Source organism: Flavobacterium aquicola (assembly GCF_003385115.1).
In the GTDB taxonomy this organism is placed as follows: domain Bacteria; phylum Bacteroidota; class Bacteroidia; order Flavobacteriales; family Flavobacteriaceae; genus Flavobacterium; species Flavobacterium aquicola.
In genome coordinates this window covers 26,705-44,591 of the sequence record NZ_QUNI01000018.1, presented here as the reverse complement: position 1 = coordinate 44,591, position 17,887 = coordinate 26,705, and the positions used below count along the sequence as shown (strand labels likewise).

Sequence of the window (17,887 nt, the reverse complement as noted above, 5' to 3'; positions counted from 1 at the left end):
CTACTATTAAAACTAATTTTTAGAAACCACCGCTTCCTTGGGTTTCGTTTTTATCTCTTGTTTTTCTTTGAATCGCTTTATTTTTTCCTGTTCCAAAACGGTAATTGAACCCTAAATAAGCCGTTTGGCTTTCCCAATGAAATTCTCCGGTTTGTACTTTTGGTTTTGTAGCATCAAATGCAAAATGCATGCTGTCGAATAGATCACTTACTCTCGCCGTTATAGTTCCGCTGCCTTTCATTACTGTAAGACTGGAACCTGCATCGACTCTCCACATAGGTTTTCTCAGGAATTGTAAACTTAAATCTTCTCCGCGGTACATACCAGTTAATTGAAAACGTAAATTTTTATTAGCTTTAAAAGTGTTGCTGATACGGGAATTGAACGTCGTAACATTTACTTCTATATAATCGGTTTCTACGTAACCTTTGGTTTTTTTGTTGTACATGTCAAAGCTGATATTGGCAGTGTACCATTTTGTAAAATCAAGATTTCCCGAAAGTTCCACTCCATAAGCGTTGTTGTCGCCTATATTGGCATACGATAAAATTTGTCTTTCGGTATTGTTTGGATTTTCAAAAACTGTTCTTGAAATTTCGTCATTAATCTGACGGTAAAAAACGCCCGAAGTAATGGAACCTATTTTAGTTTTTCTAGTATAATTCAGCTCTACCGAATTTGTGAATTGAGGGGACAAATTAGGGTTTCCTTCGGAATCTATCAAAGGCGTGCTCCATTGGCGTATTGGATTTACTTGATCTATACTGGGTCTGTCCACACGCTTTGAAACGCTAAAATTGAAAGAGTCATTGTCGGTTGGCGTGTAGGTTACAAATCCAGAAGGATATACAGTGAATAAATCATCATCAAAAGTTCCGTCAGCTTCGTTCACTTTTTTGAATAATGCATCGGCCGTGTATTTTTCAAAACGGGCACCCACTTGAGCATTCCATTTTTTCCATTGTTTGGCAATGGTAGTATAGGCTGAATAAATTTTTCTGTCGTAATTAAAATTGGAATTATAGGCGCCGTCTTTCAGAAAATTATTTTTGGTGTTTTCAATACGGGTTTCCAGCCCAGCTTCCAGTTTAATAGTTTCGGTCAAAGGATTTACGTAATCCAGATTGAGTAAAATATTCTCACCTTTATTAGTTATGTCGTTTAATGCTGGAGGATTAGTGAATGAACTGTTTTCTTCGTTGTCATTATTGCTGTAATTGCCTTCAAATTCAAGAGTGTGTCCTTCTTTTTTGAAATTTTTCTTGTAATCAAGATTATAGGTTTGCGTGTAGTTGCTGTTTTTGCTGTCAAATAATTGATTGATACGTTTTGGAAGGTTAGGATCCGAAAGATTTGGAAAATCTACAATGACTTCTGAATGTCCTTTTTCATTGTTAATATTTTGAGTTGTATAAACAGAAATAGTATTTGAATCATTTAAATAAAAATCAAGTCCCACTTTGGCTAAATGAGAAGTGTTATCATCAGTGAAATCAAATTTTTGAAAGTTCTCTTGAATCCCATTGTCATCAAACGTTTCTATTTGTCCGTGATTGTGATGTTTTCCGTTAGTTAAACCATAATTACCATACATATTTACTTTTCCATTACGGTAATTCATGTCAAATGAAGAATTTGATTTTGGTGTTTCTCCAATGGTAACTCCTGTGTTTGCGCTTCCGTTAAAACCAATTTTAGCATTTTTGTTCAAAACAATATTGATAATTCCGCTCATTCCTTCCGGATTGTACTTAGCTGATGGATTTGTAATTAATTCAACTTGTTTGATCGAAGTTGCCGGAATCTGCTGTAATAGCTGGGAAGCACTTACTGTGGTAGGCTTTCCGTCCACAAATACCCTTACATTTGAATTTCCTCTAAGACTCACCGCGTTGGTCTGCGGATCTACGCTCACAGAAGGAATATTGTTCAGAATTTCGGAAGCAGTTGCTCCTGCGCTAAGCAAATCCTTGCCTACGTTGATTACTTTCCTGTCTGTTTTTTGCTCGATTAACGAATGCTCTTTGACGATATCAACCGATTGAAGTTCCGTTATATCTTCTTCTAAAGCAATTTCTATTCTTGAATTTTTCTGAGAAGTACTCAATTCAAAAGAAGAAGTATATTTTTTGAAACCAATAAATTCTACTTCTAAAGTGTATTTTTTTAATTCTAAATTTTTAATTAAAAATTCTCCTTTGTCATCTGCAACAATCCCATTTACGATTTTCACACCATCTTTTACAACAATAGAAGCGTATGGAATTGGCTGCTTAGTTGTTTTGTTTATTATTTTTCCGGAAATGATTCCGGCGTTTTCTGCTTGTGCGATTCCTATAAAACATAATAGGAACAGTACTAATAGTTTAGTCTTCATAATTTAATTATTGATTGATTATTTTGATTGATGATTTGCAAATAAGACTGTTTTGTCTTCGTTTTGTAACAGTTTTTTTGAAAAAAAATAATAAAAAAAAATATTTTTATGATTATCTCTTCAAAGAAAAATGTGATTTGAAAACTTTTGGAATTCCTTTTTGGGTGTATTCTACTGTAAACCAATAGTCGCTGGAAGGTAGCGGCTGTCCATTATATATTCCGTCCCATCCTTCGGCTGCAGGAGTTATTCTTTTAATAAGTTTTCCATATCGGTCAAAAATGGATATAACAGCATCTGGATTTGATAAAATTAAATCAGGAATATTCCAGGTGTCATTGTAACTATCACCATTTGGAGTGAAAAATTTGGGGTAATTTATTATTTCAGCAGTGAGAGGAGCGGGACTGCAATGCCCGTCTTTATCTCTAGCTGTAATAGTGTGTTCGCCAGAACTTACATTGATAAACATATTGCTGTCTTGGAAAGACCAGTCATCTAGCTGGTATTCGTAGTTTCCGGAACCAGCTCCTAATACATTTACTGTAATATAATTTGTGTTTTCGAATGCATCACTGTAGATAATTTCTATATAAGGAGCATATTTAGTGACTTTGGCTGTAGTTGTATTGATGCAATTGGTAGCGGTATTTGTTACTTTTAATCCGTAATCTCCAATTTGATTAGTTGTTATGGAAGGTGTACTGCCACCATATGGATTTCCGTCAAGAGTCCAGTCAAATAAGTAATTTGTTCCTGTAAGATGCGTGTCTAAAGTCGCCGAATTTAAAGAAGTACCAGATTTATAATCCTCGCAAATAAAATATTCCGGTTTTAATTGAGGATTAGGCAATGGATTGACAATCAGTTTTACTTCAACAGTATCAAAGCAGGAAGCTGTCACTCGGTTATTGGTTACTTTAATCCAGATACTGTCTGTAAATGTATTGTCATTTTGATAGGCTGCGGGATTACTGATGGGAATCGCATTTACATCATTTGCTGCAGCCAATGATGTATAATAAGTAAATGTAAAATCAGAATCGGGTGTTTGGCCGTTTAATACTTGATTTCTGATGGCTGATGCAGTTAAATCGAATTCGGAAATGCCATCGTTTATTCCAAAGGTATCACAGGTTTCTAAAGGATTTACCGGATTAGCAACTGGTCTGGGAGCAATAACGAGACTAAATGGATTTTCATCGTTGCAATTTAACCGATCACCGGTTTCATAGTAAATATAGTATACCGGTTTAGCAGTTGCAGGTGTTAGAACAGTGCCAAAAGGTATTATATTTCCCCCGCCCAAAGGACCGCCGGGTGCATCATAATAAAAATTATTTGCAGAGGGCAGGGCTGGAAATGTGAAGCTGTCGCAATATGATAATTGTGCAGGAATTGGATCGGCTTCAACACCATTTATAAAAATGTCAAAAAAGTTTTCTGTATAACATGATGGATCGTTTGGATGTGCTTTATAAATATAGATTCTATTATCCTTACTGATAACAGTCCCCGAAGCTATAGGATTGATTCCGTTAGGATCATCAAAATAATTTCCATTAGTCAGCGGAGTTAAGGTATAGGAGTCACATTGATCTACATTTGATCTGGAATCTATAATTGGTTTTTTATTAATGGTAATGAGCCACGGTTTTTCATTGTAACAGCCTGTAAGTGTTACAGATGGTTTATAAATATATATAGTTGAAGTCGAGGTTATGATATCCGCATTTGGAATTAGTTTTACATTTCCGGCGGTTATAGGTCCTCCGGGTAAGGTGTAATATTCTCCTCCTTCGATTTGGGGAGGTATTACAAAACTGGAACAGGCGGTTACATTTGCAGGAGTTGTTAAAAAAGGTGCATTTATTGTAATAGTAAAAAAATCATCATTTGCACAGCCAGCTCCAGGAACATAGGTATAAATAGTAGTTGTCTGTGTTATCAGTCCGGGAGGAATGATATTTCCGCCGCCGTTAGGTGCATCGCGATATTCGCCAACAGGAGATGGCTCAAGCTCATACGAAACACATTCGTTTAAATTAGTAAAACCTAATGTGTTAATGTATACCGTAAAAATGGTATCTGGTGTTCTGCATCCATTATTTTCTGCAAAAACATGTAAAGTTGTGGTCGTTGTTATGGGAGAAACTGCGGGAGTGTATACCTCTGTTGCTGCATTGTACGTATAATAATCTCCCACTGCTAATGGAGGTAAAGTATAAGAAGAACAATTAAGAACATTTGCAATTGGGGCAATTTTTGGAGTTATGTTTATGGTTGTATTAAATTGGCTTTCAAGAATACAGGGATTGGCTAAATCTGTCGAGGTAAAATAGGTATAGATAGTCGATATGCCAGCGGAAATTATTGATGTTCCGGCAGCAAGTTCTTTCCCTCCTCCGCTTGGACCTCCAGGCAATGTAAAATAACGGATGCCATATTGAGTTTGTGGTAATTTATAGCTGTCACAGGCTTTTACATCTTTGGGTTTTAGATTTTGCGGTTTAACAATTTTAATTAAAAAACTACTTTCAAAAATACAATTAGGTGTACCTCCTGTTTCGGTATAAAGATAAACGGTTTGGTCTGTCGTAATCACATCGCCAGCATTTAATATTGGTAATCCTTTGTTGGGACCTGAATAGTAATTACCTGGATTTACAAGTGGAGGTAAGGAATAGCCATTGCAGACATACTGATCGGAAGTATGATCAACTGTAGGAGTTGGTATAATAATTAAGTCAAAACCAGCAGTACTGAAACAAGCGGGGTCAGTAATGGTTTGTACTCTTGTATACAGCGTTGTATTTCCAGTGGTGAAAGGGACCGAAGTATCTATCGAATTAAGTCCTGCATAGGCATCAGTTTGATTGATATAATAAGAAACCTTATATATGCTTGAGGATTGTCCTCCCAATATTATATTTGTTAGGGACTCAATGTCAAAATCAGCTGTATTTGAGTCTGGGACAGTTTCACAAAGGCGAATAGTTCCTGGACTGTTGGCGCGGGGTGGAGCAGTATATGCTAATTGAAAACTTTTCGAGATGAAACAATCTGTGGATGTATTTTTAATTCTTATCCAAATTACAGCTGGTAAATCAGCTGTATTGATTGTATAACTATTTGGAAGCGGATTAATATTTGCAGTGGCTTCTGCCAAAGAAGAATGGTAACTTATTTGAGTTTCAGGTATGGTTACAATAGGATTGTTCAAAGACAAGTCAAAAGTATAATTGGCTTGACCAGAATTACATTTAAATAAATTGACAGGATCAGGAGTTATTATTGGGCTGTAATATTCAACAGTTATAAAATCACTAGTGACGGGGCAGTTGGTTGCAATAATAGAGTAGGTAAGTCCATAAATACCTGCTTGATTTACTGTTAAATCTGGAGTATTACCGCCAATTGGATTTCCGTTAAATGTCCAGGCAAAAGAATAAGCAGCGGGATTTAAACCTGAACTTAGGGTGTGTACACTGTTTGGGCAAATTGCATTATGGGCAGCAACAGTAAGATCTTGTCCTAAAACATCTTGCCCTACATTGAAGCTGTTTGCTCCTAGAAATATAGCGGAATCAGCTTGATTGTCTTTTCTGTCAGCAATTACCAGCTTAATATGATAAGGTATATTAGGCACTAAAGTAGTTGATGAAGCACTCATAGAAACTGTTTGTCCATTAAAATTTGTAGCCGAACCAGCAGCTTCAGAACCGCCGTTAAATGATCCGAAATAATTTGGATTTTCTGAGGAGCACGAAGAATTATATAATGAATTGCGGATAGTTACTACAGAAATTGGAGTAGTGGTGTTAGGCACAACTGCAAGATTTGTAGTTACTCCAGTTGATTTATTGGTTAGTAAAAAAGCAAAAGCATCTGAAAATTGACATTGAAAATTACCATATTCTTCGGAAGCGAATATAAAGTTAAAGTCAAAATTGGAAGAAAAAGGTACAAAATCAAATTCTAACACTGTTGCATTTGTAGAATTCATTGTAATTCCTTCGGCCAAAAGCGCAGCTTCTAGATCGGTATCGCCAATCCATGCTGTATTGCCATCATTGAGCTGGCTATTATTTGGGCCAGCTGCATTTGCAGCATTTCCAGTACTTAAGATTACACCATTTTTTAGCGGAAAGGATGGATTAGTATTTGTAAAATATCCAATCCCATTTGATGAGTTAAAATTATTTGTATTACCAGTTCTCCAAGAAATGTTATCTACAGGAATACACTCTTTGTTTACCAAAATATTAGTTACTAATTCTGGGACAGTATAGGTGTTCGTATCTATTGTAATAGATTGCGAATAGCATTCTACTCCAATAATTAAAATTAAAATAAGTATACTTTTTTTCATGATGAAAATAGTTGTACTAATAAAACAGAAACAATAAAGGCTGAGTTTACGTACGAATACAATTCTCAAATAGATTTGTATCTCGTTACGACATAAAATAATTTAGGAAGTGGGGTAAACTATTTTCGCGTGATCACCAAATAAAACGTTAATAGAGGGAGTATTATTTCCTATAAATATACAAACTATTTTCTTATGAAATCCTTATATTTGCACACTTAAAAAATCAAGCACAAAATGTCATTACCTAATATTCTTACCCCGTCGATAGAAAAAGCAATTCAGACTTTGTTTGACGTAACCATTGATAAAATTGAGTTTCAAGCTACGCGCAAAGAGTTTGAAGGCGATATCACAATGGTTATTTTTCCATTATTGAAAGTGGTAAAAAGCAATCCTGTAGAATTAGGAAACAAAATTGGAAACTATTTAGTAGAAAATGTTTCTGAAGTTGCCCGTTTTAATGTGGTTTCAGGATTTTTGAATATTGTGATTGCCGACAGCTATTATCTGAATTTCTTCAATGGAATCAGAAGCACTGACAAATTCGGATTTGTAACGCCTTCGGCAAATGATAAAGCGGTGATGGTGGAGTATTCTTCGCCAAATACCAATAAACCTTTGCATTTAGGACACGTTCGTAATAATCTTTTAGGATATTCTGTAGCCGAAATTATTAAAGCTTCTGGTAAAAAAGTATATAAAACCCAAATCATCAACGACAGAGGAATTCATATCTGCAAGTCAATGCTGGCTTGGCAAAAATTTGGAAAGGGAGAAACTCCAGAATCTACAGGTTTAAAAGGAGATAAATTGGTTGGTAATTATTATGTAGCTTTTGATAAAGCGTATAAAGAGCAAATCAATCAATTAATTTCAGAAGGAAAAACTGAGGATGAAGCCAAAAAGCAAGCGCCAATCATTCTTGAAGCACAACAAATGCTTTTGGATTGGGAAAGCGGAAAACCTGAAGTTATTGATCTTTGGAAAAAAATGAACCAATGGGTTTATGACGGTTTTGGAACAACATATAAAAATCTTGGAGTAAATTTCGACAGCTATTATTACGAAAGCAATACTTATTTATTAGGAAAAGATGTGGTTCAGGTAGGATTGGATAAAGGGATTTTTGAAAAAGATCCAGACGGTTCGGTTTGGATTGATTTGACTGACGAAGGATTGGATCGTAAAATCGTTTTGCGTTCTGATGGAACTGCGGTTTATATGACACAGGATATTGGAACTGCAATCCAGCGTGTAAAAGATATGCCGGATGTTGGCGGAATGGTTTATACCGTAGGGAACGAACAGGATTATCACTTTAAAGTTTTGTTTTTGATCCTTAAAAAATTAGGTTTTGACTGGGCTTCTAATCTCTTCCATTTATCATACGGAATGGTGGATTTGCCTTCTGGGAAAATGAAATCGAGAGAGGGAACTGTTGTTGATGCCGATGATTTGATGAATGAAATGACCAGCACAGCTCAAAAAATTTCTGAAGATTTAGGAAAATTAGATGGCTATTCTGCTGAGGAAAAAGCAAAGTTATTCAATACAATTGGTCTTGGAGCGCTTAAATATTATATTTTGAAAGTCGATCCAAAAAAACGAATCCTTTTTAATCCAGAAGAATCGGTTGATTTTGCAGGAAATACAGGGCCTTTCATTCAATATACTTACGCCAGAATTCAGTCTATTTTAAGAAAAGCTGATTTTGATTTGAATGCAGGATCAGGAGTTGTGGAAATGCACGAAAAAGAAAAAGAACTTATAAAACAGCTTGAGTTGTTTCCAGAGGTAATTCAGAATGCAGCTAACAATCATAGTCCGGCTCTAATTGCAAACTATACGTATGACTTGGTTCGTGAATACAATTCTTTTTATCAAGCCGTTTCCATACTTGGTGAAACTGATTTGGCTAAAAAAACATTCAGAGTACAGTTGTCCAAAAAAGTGGCAGATGTTATTGCAGATTCCTTTAGTTTACTTGGAATTAATGTACCAGAGAGAATGTAATTTTTTTAAAAATAATAAAATAAAGAAGGCTGTCTATATTTGTTAGACAGCCTCTTTTTTATTTGGTAGGGATGGGGGAATTTTGGTTTAATTGTAGAATCATTGCAATTTTTAATTCATTGCTAATTCATTGCTTGTTTTAACAATTTTGTCTGTTAAGCAAATTTGTATATTTTGAGTTTGATTTTCTTTTTTAAGTTTCAAATGGTATGTTTTTTTTATTATAGCTCCTTTTTGTTGAGAGTATTCAAACTTACTTTTTGTAATTGTCCATTCAGGATACCACATACAGACAAAACGCATTATTTCTCTTGGTAATTCTGCATTTGCATATTTTTCGTTAACCCGTACTAATACTCCGTTTTGATTGTAAGTTGCCACTAAAAAACCTTTTTCATTTTCTAAAGTCACTAAATACTCGTCGAAATTTCTGCACTCATTATTATCTACTTTGTATGAAATGAATTCGTTTTGAGTGTTTCTGATAACTGCATCAGGATTATTATCTGGAATGTATTTTGAAACATTTTTAGTGTATGAAACCAATACTTCTGGTAATACTTTCATTTTTATAGTTTCTTCTTTTTTATCAGCTGTTTTTTGGTCTTGTGAATACGCTGCAGAAAAGAAGCTTAAGCAAAGGGAGAAGGTGATAATTGTTCTCATGATTTTGTGTTTTTTATATTGTTTTTTTAATGATTTTTATGCTTTTATTTTATAGTATAAATGTACCTTTATTTTCGAAATAGTAAAAATATTTTTTTATTAATTTTTTAAAATATTAAATATTTTTTTGTTAATAATATAATTTACTGTACTTTTTTTATTTTTAAATTAAATTATATTTAATATTTTAACATTAACACGTTGTTTTGAAAGCTTCTTTCGGTAAACTGTAAAACATACGAAAACGTTTGATGGAAATTAATGCTAAAAGCGTAAAATCGGACTTAATTATCAGTCAAAAAACATGAAAAAAACATGAAAAAAACAGTCTAAAATTGTACAAAATAGGATATATTAAAATATATGTTTTTATGCCGCTTTTGTAGTAATTTGGAATTCCTTAAATTCGGCTTTTCATGGCAAATTAAATTTTACGAGATACTTCTAAAACAAAAAATCCGTCCTGTTTTATAAAAAACGGGACGGATTAATTTTATGTGCTGCAGTCTAAATCAATTTGAGATTATCTTATAATTGATTTCCATAGGTTTTAGAATTCTATCTTCACTGACACAATCTACCAAAAAGCGTAATTCCTCCAATTCTTTTCTGTTTAGCAGAATGATGAAGTTGGACTGTAAAGTCGGAATTGGAATTTTCTTTTCATAAATGGAGTATTTATATTCCCTTTCCCAATAATCAATGTCAATCTGATCAATATAATTGGCAAAACTGGTCATTTCGATGCCGCTTAAATCAAATGTCAGATTATTGAACAGCAGCTGATACATCTCTCTATGCTGACAAAATAACAAAATGCCATTTGAGGTCCGGTTTAATACTTTTAGATTGCACATAAGCGTAATTCTTAAATTATGATTTGATTACGAAAGAATCAATGATTGCGTCGACTTCAGCTTGAGTTGCAGTTGGTTTCAAATCAAATAAAAGAGAAAAAAGCGATTTCTTGTTTACTTTATTCTGAAGCGATAAATCTTTATTGCCTGCATATACTTTTTCCCATTTGCTTCTCACTTTTTCCCAAACTTCTTTATTGTTTTTCCACCAGTTTTGTGCCAATAAACATTTGCTGTCTTCCACTTTGGTATAAACGTCAAATCCTTTTTCTTCGGCTAATAAATAGTCTTTCCCGCTTTCGTCTCTTACCAGCTTTTGATTATCCTGCTCATGATTCCAGCCAGTTGCTGTGATTTCATGAATGTTTCTTCTTTTAAGAACGTTGTAATCATTACGTTTAGTGTGTTCTCTTCTTGGAAGTGGTGCATCTGCGGCATTCAGCCAATAATTTTTCCCGTCAATGTGAGCCCAGCTGGAAGAACCTTCGTATCGAGGACTGTCATCTACTTGATATACTTTTTGGGACCATTGTCCTTTTACGTTTTTGGCTGTCAGTTTGTTGAATTTCCAGGTATTATCCTTGTAAAAAGAATATAAATCGGTGTTTTCATAAAGCCAATCTTGTCTCCAGTGTTTTACAATGTCATTTTCTCCGGTTCCAACAATTAACAAATGCTGTAATACTACTTTGTTAGGTTTGTCTTCCAATAATTCTATCCATTCAAGAGCCGTTTCATGTTTGGTTTCTGATGGTTTGTAGCTTGCTGAATCCTTTGGATATTTGAAAGTTTCGGTAAAATTGAATTTTACTTCATAACAGCCACACATCGATTTGATTGCTTTGATGTCTTCTTTTTTTGTGTTTTGGCTAAATCCAATAAGGCTTGTAATGCCCATTAATACTGTTAGATAAGTCTTTTTTGTGATCATAATTGAGTTTTTATTTTAAAAAAAATTTTGACAAATATATTAAATTTATTTAGAATAAATAAAAATAACTATATATTTGCATTGATTATTAAGACTAAATAAAAATAATGAAATATAGAATTACTCTTTTTTCTACTCTCCTTTTTTATCAAATTTCTTTCGCCCAAGAAAAGAAAAAAGATAGTATTCAAACTAATGAATTGTTAGAGGTTATGGTGGTTACAGGAACAAGAACAGAGAGAGTTCTTTCGTCATTGCCGTTACCGATGACCATAATTACATCTGCTGAAATTGCCAAGACAGGTGTAACAAGATTAAACGAAATTTTAAGCGAGCAAACTGGAATTATCCTGATTCCGGATGAAAGTGGTTTTGAAGGAATTCAGATGCAGGGTTTAGATTCGGCTTACACTATGGTTTTGATTGATGGTGTGCCTTTGGTAGGAAGAAGTGCCGGAGTTCTGGATTTGTCAAGAGTTTCTGTTGGAAATATTGAAAGAATCGAGATTGTAAAAGGTGCTTCATCTGCTTTGTATGGTTCCGAAGCCATGGGCGGTGTGATTAATGTAATTACAAAAAAACCGAAAAAAGACATATTTTCGGGCAGTCTTTCTTATAGATATGCAACTTTCAATACCAATGATGCTAATGCTAATTTTCTATGGAAAAAGAAAAAGTTTTCGGCTAATTTATTCGCCAATTATTATTCGTCAGATGGATATGATTTAGATAAAAGTACTCCTTTAAAAAATCTTGAAAATTTTTATAATTACACCATTCAGCCCAAATTATATTATGATTTTTCAGAAAATCTAAAACTAATTGTGAGCAATCGTTTCTATAACCAGAAGATGGATAACGTTGCTATAATTGATGCTGGAAATTACAAAGGCGATGCCACAGAAAATGAATGGAATTCCCAAGTAAAATTGGAACACAAATGGAATTCTAAATTTTATTCTGAATATGAATTATATGCTACCAATTATAAAAATGATTCGTTTTTGAATGATGAGAACGATGTGCTTTATGATAAAGCCTACTATAATCAATGGCTTTTTCGACCTGAAGTCAGAACAACTTTTTCGATAAAAAATAACAAACTAACGGCAGGAGTTGGGATGAATTATGAAACTTTGGATAGAACCTATTTTAGTAAAAATGTAGAATTTACTTCTGAATATGTTTTTGTTCAATACGATTGGAATCCAAGCGAAAAGTGGAATATTCTTGCGGGATTTCGATATGATAATCACAGTGAATACGCATCTCAGTTTAGTCCAAAATTAGCCGTAAATTATAAAATTAATTCTGATTTTTCTCTAAAAGGATCTGTTGGTTACGGTTACAAAGCACCCGATTTCCGCCAGTTGTATTTTGATTTTTCGAATCCTTCTGTTGGATATACCGTTTTGGGTTATAATGTTGCCGAAGATCGTTTGAATCAATTGGATGCTGAAGGTCAAATTTTGAAAAGAGTAGATGGAATTAATTTTGATACTCCATTGGAAGCCGAAAGTGCAATTAATGTCAACTTTGGAACATTTTTCAAAAGAAACAAACTGAAAATAGATGCAAATGCTTTTTACAATTCGATAAGTAATTTGATTGATACGAGAGTAGTAGCTCAAAAAACGAATAGTCAGAACGTTTTTAGTTATTTCAATGTCAGCGAAGTCTTTACTTATGGGTTAGAATTTAATTCGGCTTATAATTTTACCAATGAATTTTCAGTGTCATTAAGTTATCAATATTTGACTGCGAAAGACAAATCGGTTGTCGATAATTTTGAGAATTATCAATACATACGAAACTCCGAACTGCAAACCATTAAAATCAATAAATCGGATTATTTCGGATTGTATAATCGTTCAAAACATACTGCCAATATCAAATTTGCTTACACAATCCCGAAAATAAAAACCGACATCAATCTGCGTGTTTTTTACCGAAGCAAATACGGTTTGTATGACACCAATGGAAATCAAATCTTGGACAAATACGACACTTTTGTAGATGATTATTTTACGGCCAACTTATCGGTTTCAAAATGCATAACAGACAAAATATTATTTCAGGCTGGAGCCAACAATTTACTTGATTATACCGATCCGAGTCAAATTCCAAACCTTTCCGGAAGACAGCTTTTTGCACGAATTCAATATAATTTTTAATCAACCTTTATTTTAAACACTTTTACAATGAAAACAAATTTTTTAAAACTTTCGATTTTAGCATTAATACTTTTTATCACATCTTGCAGTAATGATGATGATAATAATGAAACAACACCGGCTGTTGTAACTCAAAAAGTTTCTAATCTTTCTGCACCTCAGACAGGCGGACAGGGACAGCCAGTTGGCGGTGAATTTACAAAATTCAGTTTCTCTGAAAACAAAGTGGTAACTAATGATAATTGGGATATTGCTTTTCGTGGGACCGCAATTATTGTAAATGGAGGAGCTAAATACAATGCTGCCGATGCAGGTGAACCAGCGAGAACAGGATCAGGATCAGTAAGTTCTGTTTCTGGAACATTTGCTAGTGTAACAACATTTCCAGTAGCAACTACTTTTAAAGCAGATGGTGCTTCAGCTTATGCAATTCCTACAGGAAGCGGAAATGGTTGGTATTCGTATAATTCAACGACACACATTATTTCGGCTATTGCTGGAAAAGTATTTGTTGTAAAAACGCATGATGGCAAGTATGCAAAATTCGAAATCTTAAGTTATTATAAAGATGCGCCTGCAACACCAGATGCCACATCTTTGTCGCCTTATTATACTTTTAATTTTGCATATCAAGCGAATAGCACGACAACATTTTAAGATGAATTAGTTTGTAAGTTAGTTAGTTTTTTTTTTGGAGAAGAGAGGCTGTTCTAAAAGACAGCCTTTTTTTTGATATACTGGCCACAGAATCCTAGCCGTTTTTAATAAAATTGAATTAGAATCTTTTTATGTAAAAAAAATAAGGAGAGATCGTCTCAAGGTATTGACGGTCTCTCCTTTTGGTTAATAAAGGTTAGTTGGTTTTTTTAAGTTTCTTGATTTACAGCAATTTTTAATTCATTGCTAATTCTTCTAAGTTGGCTATTTTAATCTCTCCTATTGAACTTACTAATATGTTTTGAGTTTTGTTGTTTTTTTGAAGTTTCAAAAGGTATGCTTTTTTCAATATTTGTCCTTTTTCTTGAGAATATACAAATTTACTTCGAGTAACTGTCCACTCAGGATAAGCAAGGTAAACCGTTTTCATAAGTTCTCTTGGCAATTCCACATTAACATATTTTTCTTCAACAGACATAAGCATTCCTTTTTGATTGTAAGTTGCTATTAAGGAACCTTTAGAATTTTTTAAAGTCACTAAATAAGTGTCAAAATCCTTGTAATCTTCATCCACTGTATAAGCAACAAATTCATTTTGAGTTTTTCTGACAATTACATCTGGATTATTGTCTGGGATGTATTTAGCAAAATCATTTTTAATTGATGATACTACTACTTCAGGTAATTCTTCAATTTTTGTTTCTGAGTTTTTATTCGCTTTTTTATCTTGTGAATATGAAGCTGTAAACAAACTCAAACATAGTGCGAAGGTGATAATTGTTCTCATGATTTTTTTTATTTTTTATGTTATATTTTTGTGTTTTTTAACCTTTTTTGTTAGGATAAAAGTACTAACTATTTTTCGATCGACAAAATATTTTGTTGTCAAATTTACAAAAAAAGACAATTTTTTTTATAAATCTTCAATTCTATAACGTTTTTTATCTTTTTAAATTGAATTATATTTAATATTTTAACAAAACTAATTATTTTTAAATTACTCTTTCTCGAAACAGTCGATTAAACGAAAACGTTTGAATTAAATTGGTGTTAAAAATGCAAAAAATCCGACAAAATTGTCCATTAAGGAATTTTAGAAAGAAGTAGAATAGGAGAGCTTAAAATGTATGTTTTTAGGTCGGATTTCCATAAATCTGGGTAAGAACCTGCCGCCTTTTTAACTCATTAATAATAGTAATTCGGAGATTTATAAAATTATAGTTGAAAAATAGGCAGGCTGATTCCAAAATGACAAATCTTTCTGATTCAAAATAATATACGGGTGCTCGTTTTTAATTTAATTTTCAAAACAATTGATTTTTTATTTCTAATACTATTTAAACTTCAATATCAAATCATTAAATTTGCGCCTTAATAAAAGAGAAATATAATTATGTTCGATAATTTAAGCGATAAACTAGACAAAGCCTTTCATATATTAAAAGGACACGGAAAAATCACAGAAGTAAATGTAGCTGAAACTTTAAAAGAAGTTCGTCGTGCTTTACTTGATGCCGATGTCAATTTTAAAATTGCCAAAGATTTTACAACCAAAGTAAAAGAAAAAGCAATTGGTCAGGATGTATTGACAACATTGCAGCCGGGGCAGTTATTGGTAAAGCTGGTCAAAGATGAGCTTACTGAATTGATGGGTGGAGATGTTGCAGGAGTTAATCTTTCTGGAAATCCATCGGTAATATTGATGTCAGGATTACAAGGTTCTGGGAAGACTACTTTTTCTGGTAAACTGGCTAATTTTCTTCAAACAAAAAAGAATAAAAAACCACTTTTGGTTGCCTGTGATATTTATCGTCCTGCGGCAATTCAGCAATTATATGTTGTTGGGGATTCAATAGGTGTTGAGGTTTATTCTGAGCCGGAAAATAAAAACCCTGTTGAAATTGCACAAAACGCTATTAAACATGCAAAAGCTAATGGATTCAATGTCGTAATTGTAGATACAGCTGGTCGTCTTGCTGTCGATAAGGAAATGATGGACGAAATTGAGAAAGTTCACAAAGCTATCCAACCACAGGAAACCTTATTTGTTGTAGATGCTATGACAGGTCAGGATGCCGTGAATACTGCTAAAGCTTTTAACGATATCTTGAATTTTGATGGAGTCATCTTGACGAAATTAGATGGTGATACTCGTGGTGGAGCTGCGATTTCGATTAAATCTGTTGTAAACAAACCAATTAAATTTGTTGGTACAGGCGAGAAAATGGATGCGATTGATGTTTTCTATCCAAATCGTATGGCTGAGCGTATACTTGGTATGGGAGACGTTGTGTCTTTGGTAGAGAGAGCGCAGGAGCAGTATGACGAAGAAGAAGCCCGAAAAATCCAAAAGAAAATCGCTAAAAATGAATTTGGTTTTGATGATTTCCTGTCGCAGATTCAGCAAGTGAAGAAAATGGGTAATATGAAAGACTTGGTAGGAATGATACCTGGTGCTTCCAAAGCCATGAAAGATATTGAAATCGAAGATGATGCCTTCAAACATATTGAAGCAATTATTCATTCGATGACTCCAATTGAAAGAAGCAAGCCTGCAATAATTGATGTGAAAAGAAAAGCAAGAATTGCCAAAGGTTCTGGGACAAAAGTGGAGCAGGTAAATCAATTGATGAAGCAGTTTGAGCAAATGAGCAAGATGATGAAGATGATGCAGGGGCCAGGCGGAAAAAATTTAATGAAAATGATGGGCGGAATGAAAGGCGGAATGCCTGGAGGTATGCCTGGAATCAGATAATAAAATAGTTTAAGGTTTAAAGTTTCAAATGAATTGGAATTTTAGACCTTAAATTTTTTAAATTGAACAAAGAATAATTATATAACTTGAGTTTCACCTTTTATCCGAAACTTTAAGCTTCAAACATTTAACTTTTTAAAAAATGCAAATACTAGACGGAAAAAAAACATCAGAAGATATTAAAAACGAGATTGCTGCTACAGTTCAAAAAATGAAAGCTGATGGGCAAAAAGTCCCTCATTTAGCTGCAGTTATCGTTGGAAATAACGGAGCTAGTTTGACTTATGTTGGTAGTAAGGTAAAATCTTGTCAGCAAATTGGTTTTGAATCCACCTTAGTAGCTTTGCCGGAAACGATTACCGAATCAGATTTATTGGAAAAAATAAAAGAGTTAAATGAAGATGATAATTTAGATGGTTATATTGTTCAGCTGCCTTTGCCAAAACACATAGATGAGCAAAAAATCCTGATGGCTATTGATCCAGATAAAGATGTGGATGGTTTTCATCCTGCGAATTTTGGAAAAATGTCTTTGGACATGGAGACATTCTTGCCAGCAACTCCATTTGGGATAATGGAATTATTGGAACGTTATAAAGTAGAAACAGCAGGAAAACATACTGTAGTAATTGGACGCAGCCATATTGTGGGAAGACCAATGAGTATTTTGATGAGCCGCAAAGGATATCCGGGAGATTCTACAGTAACACTTACACATAGCCGTACAAAAAATATTGAGGAGTATACTAAAAATGCTGATATTATAATAACGGCTCTTGGAGTTCCTAATTATCTAAAAGCTGATATGGTGAAAGACGGGGTGGTAGTAATCGATGTTGGTATCACAAGAGTTGACGATGCTTCAAATCCAAAAGGATATAAAATTACAGGCGATGTTGATTTTGACGGCGTAAGCAAGAAATCTTCTTTCATTACTCCGGTTCCAGGAGGTGTCGGACCAATGACTATTGCCATGCTTTTAAAAAATACGCTTTTGGCAAGAGAAATGAGAATGCAAAAATAAATTTATTTTAATATTATGATAAAACCTCAAGCATAAATATGTTTGAGGTTTTTTTATT

The 17,887-nt window shown here is 33.7% G+C and carries 11 protein-coding genes; 5 read left to right on the top strand and 6 right to left on the bottom strand.

Features of this window, described 5'->3' with window-relative positions:
* Positions 1-19 precede the first annotated feature (19 nt).
* Positions 20-2,377 carry an outer membrane beta-barrel family protein gene (locus tag C8P67_RS20720; protein WP_115815109.1) on the bottom strand — a complete coding sequence of 786 codons (2,358 nt, stop codon included), beginning with the start codon at positions 2,375-2,377 and terminating at the stop codon, positions 20-22.
* 112 nt (positions 2,378-2,489) lie between these two features.
* Entirely contained in the window at positions 2,490-6,749 is a 4,260-nt protein-coding gene (locus tag C8P67_RS20715; protein WP_115815108.1) for a T9SS type B sorting domain-containing protein, read from the bottom strand.
* A gap of 237 nt (positions 6,750-6,986) precedes the next feature.
* Between C8P67_RS20715 and argS the strand changes: the two genes are divergently transcribed.
* Entirely contained in the window at positions 6,987-8,765 is a 1,779-nt protein-coding gene (gene argS, locus C8P67_RS20710) for an arginine--tRNA ligase (RefSeq protein ID WP_115815107.1), read from the top strand.
* A gap of 111 nt (positions 8,766-8,876) precedes the next feature.
* Here argS and C8P67_RS20705 read toward each other — a convergent pair whose 3' ends face one another.
* The 3 genes from C8P67_RS20705 to C8P67_RS20695 all read right to left on the bottom strand — a co-directional run bounded on the left by C8P67_RS20705 (position 8,877) and on the right by C8P67_RS20695 (position 11,219).
* Complete coding sequence (locus C8P67_RS20705; RefSeq protein ID WP_115815106.1) at positions 8,877-9,431, bottom strand: hypothetical protein; 555 nt, start codon at positions 9,429-9,431, stop codon at positions 8,877-8,879.
* Between the two features lie 512 nt (positions 9,432-9,943).
* Complete coding sequence (locus C8P67_RS20700; protein ID WP_147298272.1) at positions 9,944-10,288, bottom strand: DUF6686 family protein; 345 nt, start codon at positions 10,286-10,288, stop codon at positions 9,944-9,946.
* A gap of 16 nt (positions 10,289-10,304) precedes the next feature.
* Positions 10,305-11,219, bottom strand: a complete 915-nt coding sequence (locus C8P67_RS20695) for a DUF6607 family protein (protein ID WP_115815104.1) — start codon at positions 11,217-11,219, stop codon at positions 10,305-10,307.
* A gap of 107 nt (positions 11,220-11,326) precedes the next feature.
* Between C8P67_RS20695 and C8P67_RS20690 the strand changes: the two genes are divergently transcribed.
* Positions 11,327-13,393, top strand: coding sequence for a TonB-dependent receptor plug domain-containing protein (locus tag C8P67_RS20690; protein WP_115815103.1), 2,067 nt, complete (start codon positions 11,327-11,329; stop codon positions 13,391-13,393).
* A 27-nt stretch (positions 13,394-13,420) separates the two neighbouring features.
* On the top strand, positions 13,421-14,050 hold the full coding sequence (locus C8P67_RS20685; RefSeq protein ID WP_115815102.1) for an HmuY family protein: 630 nt from the start codon (positions 13,421-13,423) through the stop codon (positions 14,048-14,050).
* Positions 14,051-14,285: 235 nt separating this feature from the next.
* Here C8P67_RS20685 and C8P67_RS20680 read toward each other — a convergent pair whose 3' ends face one another.
* Complete coding sequence (locus C8P67_RS20680) at positions 14,286-14,837, bottom strand: hypothetical protein (protein ID WP_147298271.1); 552 nt, start codon at positions 14,835-14,837, stop codon at positions 14,286-14,288.
* A gap of 606 nt (positions 14,838-15,443) precedes the next feature.
* On the opposite strand from C8P67_RS20680, the gene ffh reads away from it, so the two are divergent.
* Positions 15,444-16,805 (top strand): signal recognition particle protein, encoded by a 1,362-nt coding sequence (gene ffh / locus C8P67_RS20675; RefSeq protein ID WP_115815100.1) that lies wholly within the window; start codon positions 15,444-15,446, stop codon positions 16,803-16,805.
* Between the two features lie 142 nt (positions 16,806-16,947).
* Positions 16,948-17,829, top strand: coding sequence for a bifunctional 5,10-methylenetetrahydrofolate dehydrogenase/5,10-methenyltetrahydrofolate cyclohydrolase (locus C8P67_RS20670; RefSeq protein ID WP_115815099.1), 882 nt, complete (start codon positions 16,948-16,950; stop codon positions 17,827-17,829).
* Positions 17,830-17,887: the final 58 nt, after the last annotated feature.